Source organism: Celeribacter halophilus, assembly GCF_018860305.1.
GTDB classification, from domain to species: domain Bacteria; phylum Pseudomonadota; class Alphaproteobacteria; order Rhodobacterales; family Rhodobacteraceae; genus Celeribacter; species Celeribacter halophilus_A.
This window is the reverse complement of sequence record NZ_JAHKPE010000040.1, coordinates 281,361-299,563: the sequence shown is the minus strand read 5'-3', so window position 1 is coordinate 299,563 and position 18,203 is coordinate 281,361. Positions and strand designations below refer to the sequence as shown.

19 protein-coding genes are annotated in these 18,203 nt (G+C 59.2%); 8 read left to right on the top strand and 11 right to left on the bottom strand.

Features of this window, described 5'->3' with window-relative positions; all coding sequences use genetic code 11:
- The coding region (locus tag KO492_RS18560; RefSeq protein WP_252735612.1) for a 3-hydroxyacyl-CoA dehydrogenase NAD-binding domain-containing protein at window positions 1-336 on the bottom strand (336 nt) is incomplete at its 3' end.
- 446 nt (window positions 337-782) lie between these two features.
- On the opposite strand from KO492_RS18560, the gene KO492_RS18555 reads away from it, so the two are divergent.
- Window positions 783-2,252 (top strand): coniferyl aldehyde dehydrogenase, encoded by a 1,470-nt coding sequence (locus KO492_RS18555; RefSeq protein WP_252735611.1) that lies wholly within the window; start codon window positions 783-785, stop codon window positions 2,250-2,252.
- Between the two features lie 68 nt (window positions 2,253-2,320).
- Window positions 2,321-3,661 (top strand): anti-phage deoxyguanosine triphosphatase, encoded by a 1,341-nt coding sequence (locus tag KO492_RS18550; RefSeq protein WP_216046320.1) that lies wholly within the window; start codon window positions 2,321-2,323, stop codon window positions 3,659-3,661.
- A gap of 52 nt (window positions 3,662-3,713) precedes the next feature.
- Here the strand turns inward: KO492_RS18550 and ychF are convergent, their stop codons facing one another.
- Window positions 3,714-4,811 carry a redox-regulated ATPase YchF gene (gene ychF, locus KO492_RS18545; protein WP_216046319.1) on the bottom strand — a complete coding sequence of 366 codons (1,098 nt, stop codon included), beginning with the start codon at window positions 4,809-4,811 and terminating at the stop codon, window positions 3,714-3,716.
- A gap of 127 nt (window positions 4,812-4,938) precedes the next feature.
- Between ychF and trpA the strand changes: the two genes are divergently transcribed.
- The 4 genes from trpA (at window position 4,939) to KO492_RS18525 (ending at window position 9,670) form a co-directional block, all read left to right on the top strand.
- On the top strand, window positions 4,939-5,730 hold the full coding sequence (gene trpA / locus KO492_RS18540) for a tryptophan synthase subunit alpha (RefSeq protein WP_216046318.1): 792 nt from the start codon (window positions 4,939-4,941) through the stop codon (window positions 5,728-5,730).
- A 150-nt stretch (window positions 5,731-5,880) separates the two neighbouring features.
- Window positions 5,881-6,975 carry a carboxynorspermidine decarboxylase gene (locus KO492_RS18535; RefSeq protein ID WP_216046317.1) on the top strand — a complete coding sequence of 365 codons (1,095 nt, stop codon included), beginning with the start codon at window positions 5,881-5,883 and terminating at the stop codon, window positions 6,973-6,975.
- Window positions 6,976-7,021: 46 nt separating this feature from the next.
- Window positions 7,022-8,266 (top strand): saccharopine dehydrogenase family protein, encoded by a 1,245-nt coding sequence (locus KO492_RS18530; RefSeq protein ID WP_216046316.1) that lies wholly within the window; start codon window positions 7,022-7,024, stop codon window positions 8,264-8,266.
- A gap of 240 nt (window positions 8,267-8,506) precedes the next feature.
- Complete coding sequence (locus KO492_RS18525) at window positions 8,507-9,670, top strand: alpha-hydroxy acid oxidase (protein ID WP_216046315.1); 1,164 nt, start codon at window positions 8,507-8,509, stop codon at window positions 9,668-9,670.
- Window positions 9,671-9,731: 61 nt separating this feature from the next.
- Here the strand turns inward: KO492_RS18525 and KO492_RS18520 are convergent, their stop codons facing one another.
- Window positions 9,732-10,919: an MFS transporter gene (locus KO492_RS18520; RefSeq protein ID WP_216046314.1), complete on the bottom strand. Its 1,188-nt coding sequence runs from the start codon at window positions 10,917-10,919 to the stop codon at window positions 9,732-9,734.
- A gap of 216 nt (window positions 10,920-11,135) precedes the next feature.
- On the opposite strand from KO492_RS18520, the gene KO492_RS18515 reads away from it, so the two are divergent.
- Entirely contained in the window at window positions 11,136-11,765 is a 630-nt protein-coding gene (locus KO492_RS18515) for a 50S ribosomal protein L25/general stress protein Ctc (RefSeq protein WP_216046340.1), read from the top strand.
- A 204-nt stretch (window positions 11,766-11,969) separates the two neighbouring features.
- Here the strand turns inward: KO492_RS18515 and KO492_RS18510 are convergent, their stop codons facing one another.
- Window positions 11,970-12,287, bottom strand: coding sequence for an antibiotic biosynthesis monooxygenase family protein (locus KO492_RS18510; protein WP_216046313.1), 318 nt, complete (start codon window positions 12,285-12,287; stop codon window positions 11,970-11,972).
- A 348-nt stretch (window positions 12,288-12,635) separates the two neighbouring features.
- On the opposite strand from KO492_RS18510, the gene pth reads away from it, so the two are divergent.
- Complete coding sequence (pth, locus tag KO492_RS18505; protein WP_216046312.1) at window positions 12,636-13,313, top strand: aminoacyl-tRNA hydrolase; 678 nt, start codon at window positions 12,636-12,638, stop codon at window positions 13,311-13,313.
- A gap of 18 nt (window positions 13,314-13,331) precedes the next feature.
- On the opposite strand, the gene KO492_RS18500 is transcribed toward pth, so the two are convergent.
- The 7 genes from KO492_RS18500 to ihfB form a co-directional block, all read right to left on the bottom strand.
- Window positions 13,332-13,847 (bottom strand): helix-turn-helix transcriptional regulator, encoded by a 516-nt coding sequence (locus tag KO492_RS18500; RefSeq protein ID WP_216046311.1) that lies wholly within the window; start codon window positions 13,845-13,847, stop codon window positions 13,332-13,334.
- A 12-nt stretch (window positions 13,848-13,859) separates the two neighbouring features.
- Entirely contained in the window at window positions 13,860-14,207 is a 348-nt protein-coding gene (locus KO492_RS18495) for a hypothetical protein (protein WP_216046310.1), read from the bottom strand.
- Window positions 14,208-14,378: 171 nt separating this feature from the next.
- Window positions 14,379-14,936: a PepSY domain-containing protein gene (locus KO492_RS18490; RefSeq protein ID WP_216046309.1), complete on the bottom strand. Its 558-nt coding sequence runs from the start codon at window positions 14,934-14,936 to the stop codon at window positions 14,379-14,381.
- A gap of 228 nt (window positions 14,937-15,164) precedes the next feature.
- Window positions 15,165-16,415, bottom strand: coding sequence for a tryptophan synthase subunit beta (gene trpB / locus KO492_RS18485; protein ID WP_066606997.1), 1,251 nt, complete (start codon window positions 16,413-16,415; stop codon window positions 15,165-15,167).
- Window positions 16,416-16,513: 98 nt separating this feature from the next.
- The gene (locus KO492_RS18480) at window positions 16,514-17,155 is read right to left on the bottom strand and encodes a phosphoribosylanthranilate isomerase (protein WP_216046308.1); all 642 of its coding nucleotides are present in this window, start codon (window positions 17,153-17,155) and stop codon (window positions 16,514-16,516) included.
- Window positions 17,156-17,192: 37 nt separating this feature from the next.
- Window positions 17,193-17,540, bottom strand: coding sequence for a LapA family protein (locus tag KO492_RS18475; protein ID WP_216046307.1), 348 nt, complete (start codon window positions 17,538-17,540; stop codon window positions 17,193-17,195).
- Between the two features lie 10 nt (window positions 17,541-17,550).
- Complete coding sequence (gene ihfB, locus KO492_RS18470) at window positions 17,551-17,832, bottom strand: integration host factor subunit beta (RefSeq protein WP_066606989.1); 282 nt, start codon at window positions 17,830-17,832, stop codon at window positions 17,551-17,553.
- Between the last annotated feature and the right edge of the window lie 371 nt (window positions 17,833-18,203).

The following is an 18,203-nucleotide window of genomic DNA, read 5'->3' as shown; positions in this document are numbered from 1 at the left end:
GGTCGCGGTTTCATTGACCTCAAGCACCTTGAGGATCACCTGCTCCACGCTGGATGTGTCGAAATAGTTGGTCTGGGCGTCGTAATTCGTCGGCGTCGCCACGATCACGAAATCCGCACCCTTGTAGGCTGCCGCCGCATCCGTTGTCGCCGTGAGGTTCAGCTCTTTATGGGCCAGAAACTCCTCAAGCTCGGCATCCACAATCGGAGACTTCCGCGCATTGACCAAGGCCACGCGCTCCTCGGAAATGTCCACCGCCATGACCTCGTGGTTCTGCGCCAGCAACACCGCATTCGACATCCCGACGTAACCGATCCCAGCAACCGCGATTTTCATACCTTGAACCTTTGCACAGCTTTCGTTGGTCAATGTGTTAATGGAAGGGTTTGCGACGATCCAGAGCACATTTGAAAACTGTTTCAATTTGTTGTGTTTGGACGCCGCCTCCCCGCGCCGCAGCCGCATTTCCTTGCAAACCCGCCCGTTTTGCCGTCATGAGCGTTTCGCAGTTCTGTCACGCGCCTGAAACATTGCCCTCCTAGAGCATAGCCGACCACAACCAGTCCGCGAGACCCTGCACCATGACCGAGATCAGACCGCTTGCCTTCGTACTGGCCTGCCTTTGGGAACCGTCTCAAAACGGGCTGCGGGCCAGTTTGCGCCGCATCTTCGCCCGCTGAGCGACCAGACCCGCGCCGCCCTGACCGCAGAGCCTCCCAAGACATGCCTTTCTCTTGCCCGATTTTTCTGGCTCAATGCCGCAAAAGGATCAGGAGAACCACATGGGCACCGAGACGGGCAACGACATGGGGACCATCGCAGGCTCCATCACAGAGAACATCGCTGGGGACATTACAGACGCCAACCTGAATGATCTCTTCGCGCAGCAACAGGCCGCGCAGCGCGCCACGCCGGTTGTGCCGCTGGAGGCGCGACTGGACCGGCTGACACGGCTGCAAGAGGCACTTGTCACAGCCGAACCCGCGCTGGTCGCCGCCATTTCCAAAGATTTCACCTATCGCCCCGCGCTGGAAAGCCGCCTTTACGACATTGATCTGGTGCTGGGCGAAATCCGCCACGCCAAACGCCATCTCAAACGCTGGATGCGCGTCCGGCGTGCGCCCGTGCCGCTGATCTACAAACCCGCCCGCGCCGAAATCCGGCCCCAGCCTCTGGGCGTCGTGGGCATCATCTCGCCGTGGAACTTCCCCGTCCAGCTTGCGCTCTCACCTATGGTGGCGGCGCTGGCGGCGGGCAACCGTGTGATGCTGAAACCCTCGGAACTGACCCCGCGCTGCTCGGCGCTGCTCAAAGACATGCTCTCCGGCGCCTTCTCCCCCGATGAGGTCGCCACTGTCACCGGCGGGCCGGAGATCGCCCGCGCCTTTTCCGCGCTGCCCTTTGATCATCTGTTCTTCACCGGTTCCACCGCCGTCGGACGCAAGGTGGCCGAAGCCGCCGCGCGCAACCTCACCCCTGTGACTCTGGAACTGGGCGGCAAATCCCCCGCCATCATCATGCCCAGCGCCGATCTCGACCGCGCAGGCCGCCGGATCGCATGGGGCAAGGCGATGAATGCAGGACAGGTCTGTGTCGCGCCCGATTACGTTCTGGTCCCGCGCAAAAAGATGTTGCTCATGGCCGATGCGATCATGGGGGCTTTCATGCATTACTTCGCGCAAGGCCCCGAAAGCCCCGACTACGCCGCGATCATTTCCGAGCGCCACCACGCCCGCCTTGAGGCGATGGTGAAAGAGGCCGAAGCCCGTGGCGTGACCCTCTTCCGCCTTGACGGGGCCTTGGGGGATGCCCGCAAATTCGCCCCCACCGTGGTGCTCGACCCGCCCCACGATCTTGCTCTGATGCAGGAGGAAATCTTCGGACCTGTCCTGCCCGTCCTGCCCTATGACGACCCGCAAGAGGCGCTCGATTTCGTCGCCAAGCACGATCACCCGCTGGCCCTCTATGTCTTTGCCGAAGACAGGGAGGAACAGGAATTCTGGCTTGAAAACACGCGCTCCGGCGGGGTGACGGTGAACGACACGGCCATCCACGTCGGCTTTGCCACGCTGCCCTTCGGCGGGGTCGGCCCCTCGGGACAAGGCGTCTACCATGGGCGCTACGGCTTCGAGACCTTCTCCCACCTCAAACCCGTGGTGCGTCAGGCAAAATACAACGGCATGTCCATCGCCGAACCGCCCTTCAAAGGCTGGCGCAAACGCGCACTCAAGGTGATGCGCAAGCTGATGTGAAACCGTGTCTGGCCTTCGCCCGCCCCGCCCCATAAACTGCGCACGGAACAGACGGGAGACGCGGATATATGTGGCTGGAACGCAGGGAACCATGGCAAGGGCACTCGGAAGACGCGCGCGGCGCAGGCGATGTCGATTATGCCCGCGTGATCCATTCCGCCTCCTTCCGCCGGTTGCAAGGCAAGACCCAGATTCTGAACCTCGGCGACAGCGACTTTTACCGCACACGGCTCACGCACTCGCTGGAAGTTGCACAGATTGCTGGGGGACTGGCCCGACAACTGGCGCAAAGTTTCCCCGACCACCCCGCCACCACCCATCTGCCAGACCGTTCGATGATACAGGCCATCGGCTGCTCCCACGATCTCGGCCATCCGCCCTTTGGTCATGGCGGCGAGGTCGCCTTGAACTATTGCATGCACGGGGCTGGCGGTTTCGAAGGCAACGGGCAAAGCCTGCGCATCCTGTCGCGACTGGAGAGCTTTTCCAAATCTTCAGGTGCCAATCTCACGCGGCGCAGTCTCTTGGGCCTGTTAAAATACCCCGTGCCCTATGCGCGGGCGCAAAACTCCGAGCTCAGACCGAAACTGAGCGACAGCCCCGCAACGCTTAACCTGATTGACACCGCCGCCTCTACCCCGCCAAAATGCTATCTCGACAGTGAGCAGGACGTGGTGGACTGGGTGCTTGCTCCTCTGTCAGCCGATGACCGCAGCCGCTTTTGCGAGACCTCGGATCTGGAACAGGGAGAGCATCGCAAATCGCTGCATAAATCCTTTGATTGCAGCATCATGGATCTGGCCGATGACATTGCCTACGGTGTGCATGACCTTGAGGATGCCATTGCGCTCTCGCTTCTGACCCGCGAGGATTTCATAAAAAACGCTCCGGAAGAGGACTGCGGCGACTTCCTCTCCATGCTCAAGGAAAAATATCCGAAGCAGTTCGGCAATGACGTTTACGGGCAAATGCTCGACGGTCTGTTTGGAGACCGCAACACCCGCAAACGCTTCATCTCGCGCTTTGTGAATTATTTCATCACCTCCGTCGAATATACAGAAATGCCACAATTCGACGAGCCGCTTCTGCGTTATCGGGCCAGCCTGCCGAACTCCCGTCGTCCCATGCTGCGCGCACTGAAGAAGCTGGTGTTCAAAGTGGTCATCAAAAGCCCCACGGTGCAGCAGCTTGAATTCAAAGGGCAGCAAATGGTGGTCTCGGTCTTCGAGGCACTGTGTTCCGATCCCGAACGGCTTTTGCCGCGCGAGCATCAGGACCGTTTTGCCACGTCTGCGGGGGATCTGCGCATAGTGTGCGACTATGTGGCGAGCATGACCGATTCCGCTCTACTCAAAACCTATGAACGCCTGTTTGCCCCGCGTATGGGGTCGGTGTTCGATCGCTTGTAAAACAAAAGGCGGCCCGAAGACCGCCTTTTTCAGAATTCCGCTCAAGCCACGTTCAAGTATTAAACAAAAAGTGCATCACGTCGCCGTCTTGCACGATGTAGCTTTTGCCTTCCGCACGCATCTTGCCTGCGTCTTTCGCACCGGTCTCGCCGTTGCAGGCGATGAAGTCGTCATAGGCGATGGTTTCGGCACGGATGAAGCCGCGTTCGAAATCGCCGTGGATGACGCCCGCGGCCTGCGGGGCGGCGGTGCCTTTGGGGATGGTCCATGCGCGGGCCTCTTTCGGGCCGACGGTGAAATAGGTTTCAAGCTGCAAAAGCTCGTAGCCTGCGCGGATCAAGCGGTCGAGACCGGCCTCGTGCAGACCAAGCTCTTCGAGGAACATCTCGGCTTCGTCGCTGTCGAGCTGGGAAATCTCTTCCTCGATCTTGGCGGAGATCACCACGGTGCCCGCACCCTGCTCTGCGGCCATTTTCGCAACAGCTTCGGAATAGGCGTTGCCCTTGGCGGCGTTCTCTTCCTCGACGTTGCAGACATAGAGGATCGGCTTTTGCGTCAAAAGTTGCAGCATGTTCCACTGCTTGCGCTCGTCCTCGGACACTTCGACACTGCGCGCCGGTCTGTCGTTTTCCAGCGCCTCTTGCGCCCGTGCCAGCAGATCGTCCTGAAGCTTGGCTTCCTTGTCGTTGCCCTTGAGCTTGCGCACGAGGTTGGCGCGGCGTTTGGCAATGCTTTCGAGATCGGCGAACATCAGTTCCATCTCGATCACCTGCGCATCGTCCACCGGATCGACGCGGCCTTCGACATGGGTCACATCGCCGTCGTCGAAACACCGCACCACATGGGCGATGGCGTCACATTCGCGAATGTTGGCAAGGAACTGGTTGCCCAGACCTTCGCCCTTGGACGCCCCTTTCACAAGGCCCGCAATGTCCACGAAAGACATGCGCGTCGGGATGATCTGTTTCGAGCCGGAGATCGCCGCCAGCTTGTCCAGCCGCGGGTCCGGCACGGCCACATCGCCCACGTTGGGTTCGATGGTGCAGAAAGGAAAGTTTGCCGCCTGCGCAGCAGCGGTTTTGGTCAGCGCATTAAAAAGCGTCGACTTGCCCACGTTCGGCAGACCGACGATGCCCATTTTGAAGCCCATTGCGGCCTCCTTTGTCTGAAATTCCCCGCGTGTCTAAGGCGCAAAGGGGTCTCGCGCAAGCCTTCCCCATTGCACTTGCACGAAAGATCGGCCAAACCCGTTGCGCAAACAGCAAGGGAGCCACCCCATGACCCGTATCGACGCCAAATTCGCCGAGTTGACCGCCGCTGGCAAAAAAGCCTTCGTCGCCTATGTCATGGCCGGTGATCCCGACGAGGCCAAATCGCTCGAAATCGTCAAGGCATTGCCGGACGCGGGCGTGGACATCATCGAACTGGGCCTGCCCTTCACCGACCCGATGGCCGACGGCCCAACCATCCAGCTTGCAGGCCAACGCGCGCTTGATCAGGGGATGACACTCGACAAGACCCTCGCGCTGGCCGCAGCCTTCCGCGAGACCGACACCACCACCCCGATTGTGCTGATGGGCTATTACAACCCGATCTATTCGCATGGCGTGGACAAATTCCTGACCGACGCGCTCAAGGCCGGCATCGACGGGCTGATCGTCGTGGACCTGCCGCCCGAAGAAGATGACGAACTGTGCATTCCGGCGCAAAAGGCTGGGTTGAACTTCATCCGTCTGGCCACGCCCACGACCGATGACAAACGCCTGCCGACCGTGCTGCAAAACACCTCCGGCTTTGTCTATTACGTCTCGGTCACAGGCACGACAGGGGCCGCCGCCGCCTCCGGTGCCGATGTCGCCCCCGAAGTGGCGCGGATCAAGGCCAAGACGGATCTGCCCGTGATCGTGGGCTTTGGTGTGCGCACCCCCGAAAAGGCGCAAGAGATCGCCGCCGTGGCCGATGGCACCGTGGTGGGCTCTGCCATTGTGAGCGAGATCGCGTCAGGCAAATCGGTCGAAGAGATCGCCGCCTATGTCAAATCTCTCGCGGACGGCGCACATCGCGCCTGATCCCGAAACACAGGGATAGAGACGGGACTAAAAACGGGTCAATGTATATACAAAAAGCATGGCCCGCCGTGCTTTTTTCTTGCCCCACACCCTGAATCGCCCTAAGTGCAGCGCTCTATTGCCGTTCCTTTTGACCCGCGGGGGAATGAGATGATCCAGACGCCTTACTACCTGATCGACAAGGCACGCCTGCTTCCGAACATGGAGAAGATCGCGCGACTGCGCGAACAGTCCGGCGCGAAGGCCTTGTTGGCGCTCAAATGTTTCTCCACATGGCCCGTGTTCGATTTCATGCGCGACTATATGGACGGCACCACCTCGTCCTCGCTCTATGAGTTGCGCCTCGGTGCGGAGAAATTCGGCGGCGAGTCCCACGGCTATTCGGTCGGCTGGGCCGATCACGAAATCAATGATGCGGTGAAATACGCCGACAAGATCATCTTCAACTCGCTGGGCCAGCTTGACCGCTTCGGCGCAAAGGCCCAAGGCATCGCCACAGGGCTGCGCCTCAACCCGCGGTTCTCCACCTCCGGCTTCGATCTGGCCGATCCGGCGCGGCCTTTTTCGCGCCTGGGCGAATGGGACATGGCGCGGCTGGAGATGGCGCAAGGGCGCATCAACGGCGTGATGATCCACTATAATTGCGAGAATGACGATTTCGAGTTGTTCTCGGAGCAACTGACCCGCATCGAAACCGAATTCGGGGCATTCCTGAAAACGCTCGACTGGGTTTCTCTGGGCGGCGGCATTCATTTCACCGGCGAGGGCTATCCGCTCGACCAACTGGCCGACCGGCTCAAGGCCTTCTCCGACGCGATGGGCGTGCAGGTCTATCTGGAACCCGGCGAGGCCGCGATCACGCGCTCCACCACGCTGGAAGTCTCGGTGCTCGACCTCATCGACAACGGCAAGAAAATCGCAATCGTCGACAGCTCTATCGAAGCGCATATGCTCGACCTGCTGATCTATCGCGAAACCGCCAAACTGCCGCAAAACGGCACGCATGAATATCAGATCGCGGGCAAGACCTGTCTGGCGGGCGATATTTTCGGCGATGCAAAATTCGACAAACCGCTGGAAATCGGCGACCGTATCTCCATCGACGATGCGGCCGGTTACACAATGGTTAAAAAGAACTGGTTTAACGGAGTCAAAATGCCGGGAATCGCCGTGCGCGAACTGGATGGCACCGTCAAACTGGTCCGTGACTTCGGTTACGAGGATTTCGCTGCGGCGCTGGGATAGGCCCGCTCAAACCCACCACCCGAAAACGATAAGGGGGTCTCGACTGTTGAAACAGAACGTACTCATCATCGGCGCTGGCGGCGTCGCTCAGGTCGTCGCGCATAAATGCGCCCAGAACAACGATGTGCTGGGAGATATTCACATCGCCAGCCGGACGCTTTCCAAATGCGAAGCGATCCTTGAGTCGGTCCGTGAAAAGGCTGCGATGAAACAGGAGGGCGTTCTTGAAGCCCATCAGGTTGACGCGATGGACAGTGCCGCCGTGGCCGCGCTCATCAAAAAGACCGGTGCGCAAATCGTCATCAACGTCGGCTCGGCCTTTATCAACATGACCGTTCTGGACGCCTGTATCGAAACCGGCGCGGCCTATATCGACACGGCGATTCACGAAGACCCCGACAAAATTTGCGAAACCCCGCCGTGGTATGCCAATTACGAGTGGAAAAAGCGCGATCTTTGCGCCGAGAAGGGCGTCACCGCCATCCTTGGTGCGGGGTTCGATCCGGGGGTTGTGAACGCCTATGCGCGCTTTGCCATCGACATGATGGACGAGGTCAAATCCATCGACATCGTGGACATCAACGCCGGATCGCATGGCAAGTATTTCGCCACAAATTTCGATCCCGAGATCAATTTCCGCGAATTCACCGGAGTCGTCTACTATTGGGAAGACGGCCAGTGGAAAGAGAAAAAGATGTTCGAGACAGGCCGCGACTGGGACTTGCCGGTTGTGGGCCAGCAACGCGCCTATCAGTCCGGCCATGACGAGGTGCACAGCCTTGCCACCAACTATCCGCAAGCCGATGTGCGTTTCTGGATGGGCTTTGGCGAGCATTACATCAATGTCTTCACCGTGCTGAAGAACCTCGGCCTGCTCTCCGAAAAGCCGGTCAAAACCGCCGAAGGCCAAGAGGTCGTGCCGCTAAAAGTGGTCAAGGCCGTGCTGCCTGATCCGTCCTCACTGGCGCCCGATTACACCGGCAAGACCTGCATCGGTGATCTGGTGAAAGGCGAGAAAGACGGCGCCCCCTTCGAGGTCTTTGTCTACAATGTCGCCGATCACAAAGAGGCCTATGAGGAAGTCGGTTCTCAGGGCATCTCCTACACCGCAGGCGTGCCGCCGGTGGCCGCCGCGATGCTGATTGCCTCGGGCGACTGGGACACGGGCAGCATGAAAAACGTCGAGGAACTGGACCCGAAACCGTTCTTTACAATCCTTGACCGTATCGGCCTGTCGACCCGTGTGCAGATCGGCGGCTTGGGCGGCGAAGACAAGCCGTGGAACGGCTGATAACCTCTTCGGGGTGCCGGACATCCGGTCAATAAGCCAACAAATAACAAAGGCCCGCAGCATCGCGGGCCTTTTTTCTGCCGTCTCCCGCCTGAATTTCCGGCACGGTCACGCCAGCCGCAAGACACAGGGACAAATCGCGGGGCAAGTCGGCGCATCCCTGCATTTGATTCTTGGCCTGCCGCGCAAAATGTGCGAATTGGTTATGGATCCAAACCAATTTGACAAAGAAGAGTGGTCATGGCCGTCATCACCAACATCGACGATCTCAAGCGTCTGCATAAAAAGCGCACGCCGAAAATGTTCTACGACTATTGCGAAAGCGGCTCGTGGACCGAACAGACCTTTCGCGAGAATGTGTCGGATTTCGACAAGATCCGCCTGCGCCAGCGCGTGGCCGTCGATATGGAAGGCCGCTCCACCGCTTCGAAAATGATCGGACAGGATGTGGCCATGCCCGTCGCCCTCGCCCCCGTGGGTCTCACGGGGATGCAGCGCGCCGATGGCGAGATCAAGGCCGCACGCGCTGCCGAGAAATTCGGCGTGCCTTTCACCCTGTCCACCATGTCGATCTGTTCCATCGAAGACGTGGCCGAACACACCAGCAAGCCCTTCTGGTTCCAGCTCTACGTCATGCGCGATCAGGAGTTTCTGAAAAACATCATCCAACGCGCCAAAGACGCCGGATGCTCGGCGCTGGTGCTGACGCTTGATCTGCAAATTCTGGGCCAGCGGCACAAGGACCTGAAAAACGGTCTCTCCGCCCCGCCCAAACTCACCCCTGCCGTGATCGCCGATCTGGCGACGAAATGGACTTGGGGGCTGGAAATGCTGCGCACCAAGCGGCACGGGTTCGGCAATATCATCGGCCATGCCAAGGGCGTTGACGATCCTTCCAGCCTGTTCACATGGACCGCAGAGCAATTCGACCCCCGCCTCGACTGGGGCAAGATCGCCGCGATCAAGGAAATGTGGGGCGGGCCGCTCATCCTCAAAGGTGTGATGGAACCCGAAGACGCCATTATGGCCGCCAAGGTCGGCTGTGACGCCATCATCGTGTCAAACCACGGCGGGCGGCAACTCGATGGCGCTCTGTCCTCGATCCGTGCGCTTCAGCCGATCCTCGACGCCGTGGGCGATCAGGTCGATGTCCATCTCGACAGCGGCATCCGCTCCGGTCAGGACGTGCTCAAGGCACTCGCCATGGGCGCAAAAGGCACCTTCATCGGACGCGCCTTTGTCTATGGTCTGGGTGCAATGGGCGAGGAAGGCGTGACCAAGGCGCTGGAAGTGATCCAGAAGGAACTGGATGTCTCCATGGCCCTGTGCGGACGCAAAACCATTGCCGATCTCGACCGCGACATGCTGAAAATCCCCGAAGACTTCGCCGGTCGCTGGGCCTGACCCCTATCCCCGAGGCGCCGCGTGCCGGTGTCTCGGGACACACACAGCTTCACACACCACATCAATCGCGAACGGCCTTGCCCCGTTCGAACTGCCACACGGCAGGCACAATCAAGGCAATCGTGGCCGCCACCATCACAAAGGCCACGCGCAACCCGTAAGCCTCCGAAATGCTGCCGATCAGGGACGGGCCGACAAAGAACCCCGTGAACCCGATCATCCACGCCCGCGACACCGCAACATTGAGGGCACGGCGATGCACACGTTTGCCCAATAGCGACGTGGCCGTGGGCACGATCACCGCCATCCCGACCGCCATGAGCGCAATCCCCAAAAGCGCCACCGACCGGTCCGGTGCCTGTGACAGGGTGAGCGCACCGATCACCCCCAAAATGCCGGAGAACACAACCACCCGCGCCTCACCGAACCGCTGGGTCGTCACCTGTCCCAAAAGGCGAAAGGCGCACATGATGAACCCCAGCATCGCGGGACCAAAGCCCCCGTCCCCCGTCGCACCACCCAACTCGCGCTCCAGAAACAGCGCCGACCAGCTTTCGATGGAGTTTTCGCCCACGAAAGCGACAAAGATCATCACGCCGACCGGCAGGATCGCGGCCCACGGCAGATGACGCGGCTTGCCCTCCTCCTCACCGCCCTCCGGCTCGTCAACCCAAGGCCCGTCACGCAGCAACAGCGCGAAAACAAGCAACACACAGCTAATCAGGGCAAAGACCTGTGCCGTGCCCCAGCCCGCCTGTCGCAAAAGCCCGACAAGGATGGCCGAGACCGCAAGGAAGAACGAGAAATTCGCGTGGTTGATGTTCATCAGATGCCCGCCGGTGTCGCTCTCGATCCGCGAAATCCGAAGGTTGGCGCAAATGTCCAGACTGGCCAGCGCCAGCCCCATCCCGATCATCACGGGGAAAAGATGCCAAGGCTCCGACGCAAACCGTGGCCCCTGCACCACCAAGGCCGAACAGAGCGCGAGGAGCATCAGGGTGTGATGCCGGAACAGCGCCAGAAGATAGGGCGCGAGATACATGGCGATCATGCCACCCGAGGCCGAGCCGAGAAGCGCCAGACCGAATTGCGCGTCACTCGCCCCCGTTTGCGCCTTGAGCGCGGGCACCATCGCGGCGAATCCGCCCCAGACAACGCCCGCCGCCCCCAAGGCCATAAAGGGCGAAAAGGACATGGACACCGCCCGCGCGAAACCGCCAAGCACACCGGCCACCCCATTCCGAGCCATATCGCAGCCTCCTCCGTCCCGATCATTCAAAGCGCTTTGGCGAACAGTAGTGACAGGATTCCCCGCCGCATAGCCGGAATCTGCGCAAAACTGGTCCCGCATCTTTGCGCATCAACACAATTCCACTTTCCATTTTACCGATTCCCGTGTAAGGCCACGGCTTCACGCGGGTATACAGCCTTGGAGGATACCCGCCCTAATTTATGGAGAATTAAAATGGCTGGTGAGATTCCTGATCTTATTGCCTTGGAACGTACGGGGACAGGCAAGGGCGCCGCTCGTCAGGCGCGTCGCGACGGTCTGGTTCCGGGGATCGTTTACGGTGATGACAAAGAACCGCTTCCGATCAACATCAAATTCAACGAGCTGCTGAAGCGTCTGAAAGCCGGCCGTTTCCTGTCCACGCTGTTCAACCTCAAGGTTGAAGGCCACGACGACGTCCGCGTGATCTGCCGCGGCGTGCAGCGTGACGTTGTGAAAGACCTTCCGACTCACGTCGATTTCATGCGTCTGCACCGCAACTCCCGCATCAACCTGTTCATTCCGGTTGAAATCGTCGGTGAAGAGGCGGCTCCGGGCATCAAAAAAGGCGGCGTTGTGACTCACGTCCGTACCGATGTCGAACTCATCGTGACCGCAGCCGACATTCCGGAAAAAATCACGCTCGACATCACTGGCGGCAACATCGGCGATGTGTATCACATCTCCGACGTCAAACTGCCTGAAGGTGTGAAGCCGGTCATCGACCGTGACTTCGTGATCGCCAACATCGCCGCACCTGCCGGCCTTGGCGCTGTGGATGACGACGAAGAAGAAGCAACAGAAGAAGCAGCAGCGGAAGAATAATCTTTCACTGTGTCTTCGGATGCATTTGAAACGCGGGCCCCTCGGGACCCGCGTTTTTCGTTTTATGGGCCTTTGCGCTGGCCCGACCGGCGCGGTAATGCCACCTCACGGGTGCACGCGCATATGTTCGACAAGTGCCCGACACAAGTCCGACAGAAAGCCGACGGGTATCCGACCCCACAAATTGCGGCGCAAAGGACTTGATCAGGCCTCGTGAATAATGGTCTCGAACCCTTCGAACTGCGGCGGTCCGGCAAAGATCGAACGGTCCCGATTGCCCGCATTCTTGTGGCTGTCGCGGAATTGTTCGGATGTGGTCCAGTTCTCGAAATCCGCCTTGCTGTTCCAGAGCGTAGAGCTCGAATACAGCGCGTGATCCTCCGCCACCGGCCCTTTGAGCATCCGGAATTCGACAAAGCCCGGCAGTTCTTTCAACCGGCTTTCCCGATTGCGCCAGATCTCTTCGAAATCCTCTTCACGGCCTGGCGTGATCTTGAAACGGTTCATGGCAATAAAGCTCATGTCTTTCTCCCTTTTTGACCTGAAGCGTTTCGGGAAATGCCTTGCAAGACATTGATGACACACGGCTTTCCCAATAAACTTTTTGGGCAAGTTCATCGGGAAAGGTTTTATCTGGCAGGCCCGGCACAAGCATCGCACGAGGCTGGCTATGACTATAAAACGTCTCCCGAATGCGGGGCGCAATCCCCTATTTAGAGAAATATCGTCACATCTCGGTCGTATCTCCGTGCCCGTTCTCATGACGGTTTCAGGCCGGTTTTCAGGCCGGACAGAATCCGCTTTAGATTGCATGTGCCCCACCACGCCAATATGCTGCGCACGACCCACAACAACAGGTGAGATCTCGCCATGCGCCTTTTCGTCGGCCTCGGAAATCCCGGCACGAAATACGAGAAAAACCGGCACAATATCGGCTTCATGGTGCTCGACCGGATCGCCTCCGACCACGGGTTTGCGCCGTGGCGGGCAAAGTTTCAGGGCCAACTGTCCGAAGGCCGTTTAGGCCGCGAAAAGGTGATCCTGCTCAAGCCCGAAACCTTCATGAATCTCTCCGGCCAGTCGGTCGGCGAGGCCATGCGGTTTTACAAACTCGATTCCACCAATGTTGTTGTTTTTCATGACGAATTGGACCTCGCCCCCGGCAAGGTGCGGGTCAAGTCCGGCGGCGGTCATGCCGGTCACAACGGGCTGCGTTCGATCCATCAGCATATCGGTGCGGACTATGATCGTGTGCGCCTCGGCATCGGGCATCCGGGCCACAAGGACCGCGTGGCCGCCTATGTGCTCTCCGACTTCGCCAAGGCCGATCAAGACTGGCTTGACGATGTGATCCGCGGCTGCTCCGATGGCGCCCCCTATCTGGCCGACGCAGAGCCCGCGAAATTCTCCAATGCAGTCGCACAAAGAACCGCACCGCCGCGGTCCTCGACCGGCACCAAGCCGCCCAAGCCGAAGGCCGAGAAAGCACCGGAACCCGTCCAAGACACACGCTCCCCGCTGGAACGGCTCAAAGACAAGTTCAGCTAAGCGGCGCGCACGCACCGCTCAGGCCACTTGCTTCGCCGCCTCGACGGGCAGAAGCTGATCATCCATCAGATCGTCGATAAACAGGCTTAAAAGCTGCGAAGATCCGTGAACGCCGGCCTTGCGATACACCGCATTGGTCTGGGCCTTGACCGTCCCTTCCGAGGTTTGCCGCAACCTTGCGATCTCCGCGATGGGACAGCCCTTGATGAGAAAAAGCGCAACCTCACGTTCCGCAGGGGTCAGCGACCATTCCGCAAAACGCTCTTCGAGAACATCAGCAAAAGCAGAGGCCGCGCGGCGCAGTTTGCTTTCCGCCATGCTCCGCCGGATCATCGAACGCCGGAGCGCCAGACCGCCCATGACCACCCCGAGGATCAGGCCCAAGGCCGCGCCCAGCTCGATCACTTCCCGAATTTGCCAAGAGATAGGACGCGCCCGCAGCCCCAGAACCGAGGCCACGATGTCGAAAACAAAGAAAATCGCACAAAGGGACTGCACCACGAGGATAATGGCAAGGATAACACTGTCTTTCACGAGCTCCGCACCTCAGTCATCGTCGTCGTCATCATCGCCGCCGTCATCGTCGTCATCATCATCGTCACGGTCATCATCGCGATCATCGTCATCATCATCATCGTCGTCGTCATCACGATCATCGTCGCTCTCTCGACGACTGCTCCCCGAACTGCTGCGATCATTGTCGTCACGCCGGTCGTCCTCAGCATTGACTTCCCAATAGTCGCGAAGAACCTCTCCGGTCGACGGGTTGATGATGATTTCACGGCGCATCGCGTCGTTCCGCGCAACGATCCGTGTCCGACCAAGAAGGGTGCGGCCCACTGTGATCCTTGTGTAGCCTTGTGACTTGAGCTGCGTGATGACTTGATCGACCACGCTCGCCCTCTGGGCGAACGCCGGTGGCGCGATCAGCAGACTCGCGGTCAAACCGGTTATGAAAAGCCTGCGGTGCATAATGTCCTTTCCTTTGTTCTGCCTCCCGATCTCTTAGCACGAATGCAGCCCGCCCCTCTACGGGGCAGGCGTTAATGTCATGATTTCTTCGGATCAATCGTCGTCATCATCGTCATCATCGTCGTCGTCATCACGATCATCGCGGTCGCCACGATCATCATCGTCATCGTCGTCGTCATCGCGATCATGGCGATCATCGTCGCGGTCACGCCGGTCATCATCACGGTCGTCACGATCATCTCTATCATCGTCACGGTCATCATCGCGATCATCACGGTCGTCATCACGATCATCGTCGCGGTCGTCATCCCAGTCATCGCGGTCGTCACGATCGTCGTCTTCCTCGACATTGACGCCCGCCACACGACGTGAATCGTCATCATCGTCGTCATTGACCTCATCGCGCCACTCGCGCTGGCTCAGGGCACGTTCACGCTCGCGCACCACCTCGCCACTGGCATTGTCGATCCGCAGATCGATTTCTTTGCCGTCGATATAGACCTCGACCTCTGTGTAGCGGAACTTGCGGTCAATCTCGATCCGTGTCGCGCCCGGATACTTGGAGACAATTTCCTCCGTCGTCGGCTGCGCCAGAGCAACCGTCGCGCCAAGACCGGAGACGAGTGTCGTAATCATAAGAACCTTGTGCATAGGATTTTCCTTTCCTGCATTTTCAAACAACCCCAAAGGGCGGATCATCGTGACCTCGCCTCCTGATGTGCTCGAACCGCGCCCTTCCGGCTATTGGCAGCAGGTTTATCCGGGTTTACGAACCCGCCTCTAAACCTTTGGTCTTCGGTCATAAACTCAGGTTTAGAGGGATATCCCATAGAAAAAGCCGCCCCGAAGGACGGCTTTAATTGCAGCTTGGTGTTGGGATTACTCGGCGTCGCGGCCTTCTTCTCCGGCGAGATCGGCACCAAGGTGACGCGCCACCGTGAAGATATCCTTGTCGCCGCGCCCCGACAGGTTGATGACAATGATATGATCCTTGGGCAAATCGCCCGCAATCTTCATCACATGAGCCACCGCATGGCTCGATTCGAGCGCGGGGATGATGCCTTCAGTGCGGCAACAGAACTGGAACGCCTCCAGCGCCTCTTTATCGGTGATGGAGACATATTCCGCGCGCTTCGTATCATGCAGCCACGAATGTTCCGGCCCGATGCCCGGATAATCGAGACCGGCAGAGATCGAATGGCCTTCCAGAATCTGCCCGTCATCATCCTGCAACAGATAGGTCCGGTTGCCATGCAGCACCCCCGGACGCCCACCCGTCAGAGATGCGCAATGCTCCATCCGGTCGTCCACGCCATGTCCGCCTGCCTCGACACCGATGATGCGAACGCTCTCGTCGTCAAGGAAGGGGTGGAACAGCCCCATCGCATTGGAGCCACCGCCCACAGCCGCCACAAGCGTATCCGGTAGGCGACCTTCGCCCTCCTGCTCTTCAAGCTGCCAGCGCGTCTCCTGCCCGATGATGGCCTGATAATCCCGCACCATCGCCGGATAGGGATGCGGTCCCGCCACCGTGCCGATGCAGTAGAACGTGTCGCGCACATTGGTCACCCAATCGCGCAGCGCATCGTTCATCGCATCCTTGAGCGTGCCACGACCGGAGGAAACCGGAACAACCTTGGCTCCCAAAAGCTCCATGCGGAACACATTCGGCTTTTGACGCTCCACATCCGTCGCGCCCATGTAGACGATGCACTCCAGCCCGAACTTGGCACAGACAGTCGCCGTGGCCACCCCGTGCTGCCCTGCACCGGTCTCCGCAATGATCCGCGTCTTGCCCATGCGCCGCGCAAGCAAAATCTGCCCCAGCACATTGTTGATCTTGTGCGCGCCGGTGTGGTTGAGCTCCTCGCGTTTAAGATAAATCTTCGCGCCGCCCAATTCGTCGGTCATCTTCTCCGCAAAATACAGCGGCGATGGACGCCCCACATAATGCTTCCAGAGGTCACGCATCTCGTCCCAGAACGCCGGATCGGTCTTGGCCTTGTTATACTCCTCCTCCAGAGAGAGAATCAGCGGCATCAATGTCTCTGACACAAACCGCCCGCCGAAAATACCGAACCGCCCCTTTTCGTCAGGGCCATTCATGAAGCTGTTAAAAAGATCGTTCATCGCGATGCTCCCTTGCGGATCTCACAGGATGTAGCGCAGGGGGGCGGACCGGTAAAGCGCGCCCGCCTCCTTTGTGCCGAAATACTCGAAAAAGCCCGTCACGCGGCGCGGATCGTCTCGATAAAGGCGCGGATTTTTCCCGCATCCTTCACACCCGGCGCGCTTTCCACGCCCGAGGACACGTCCACCTGTTTCGCCCCGGTCATCTGGATTGCCAGAACCACATTCTCGGGCGTCAACCCGCCTGCCAACATCCACGGACGGTTCCATGCGCGTTTGGAGATCAGACGCCAGTCAAAGGACAGGCCATTGCCCCCCGGAAGGTCAGCCCCTTTCGGAGCCTTGGCATCCACGAGCAACTGGTCGCACACCATCCCGTAGGCATCGAGCGCAGGCACATCTTCGGCGCTTGCCACACCCACTGCTTTCATCACGGGAAGGCCATAGCGCGACCGGATTTCGGCCACGCGCTCGGGGCTTTCCTTGCCGTGAAGCTGCAACATATCAAGCGGCACTTCCGAGGTGATCCGATCCAATTCCGCATCTGTGGCATTCACCACCAGCGCGACCTTGGCGACCCCCACGGGAACATCCAGCGCCAGATCACGCGCAGTTGCGACTTCGACATGGCGCGGAGATTTCGGGAAAAAGACAAAGCCCAGATATTGCGCGCCCGCCTCGACCGCCGCAGAAACGGCATCAGGCGTTTTCAGCCCGCAGATTTTCACACGAGTTTCCATGGGTCGGGTCTATCGCGCCAGGAACCGTTTTCCCAGATTAATTTTCGAGAAGCGCCAGAACCTCGTCGCCTTCGTTCTTCGCCTTGTCGGTTTTCAGCTTGCTGACTTCCCGCGCGAGCTTTTCCTTCTCACGCTTGTGCGTCGAGGCGGCAGAGCGGTGTTTATACTCACGCATCCATTCCCAGACAAAGCCGATCAGAAGCCCCGCGATGATCGCGCCAAAGATCACAACGAACAGCGGCAGGCTGACCGACATGGTCACGCCGCTCAACGTGGCAAGCTCTGCGGGCAGAAGGTTCAACGTCACGACATCCCGATTGGCGATGGCAACGGTCACAAGCACCACGGCCAGCGCGGCGAGAAAGGCGTAACGGATGTATCGCATGGAAATGACCTTATTCTTCGTTCAGACGGTCGCGCAGGAGCTTCCCGGTTTTGAAAAACGGCACATGTTTTTCCTCGACAGGAACACTTTCCCCCGTGCGCGGGTTGCGGCCCATTCTGGCATCGCGCTTCTTGACGGAAAAGGCGCCAAATCCGCGCAGTTCCACCCGATCGCCGCGCGCCATCGCTTCGATGATTTCCTCAAAGATCGTGTTGACGATACGCTCCACATCGCGTTGGTAAAGATGCGGATTTTCGTCAGCGATCTTCTGGATCAACTCAGACCGAATCATTGAAGCTCCCCCTTACATTTCAGGCGCGTTTATGTCCTCAGATCATGCCGGAGAGATATGAGCCCGCATGACTATTTATAGAGTGACTATAGGATGGGATCGCGATCCGGGGAAGCGTTTCATAGGGGCGTGACACGGGTTTTTTACCCCTAATATGCTGACTTTCCGCCCAAAAATCCGGTTTCGCTGTGCAAATTCCGATTTTGGCACCCTCTCGCCTCGTGCCGCATTGCGGCAAAATCTGCGGCGATTCGGTTTTCATGCCCTGTTCAAGGCGACCAGTCACGACAAGTTCCAGTGACCCCGAAGCCCCCACCGACCCGCTCGGCTCAAGCGCGGATGGGTCAAAGAAAAAGGCCCCGCAGATGCGA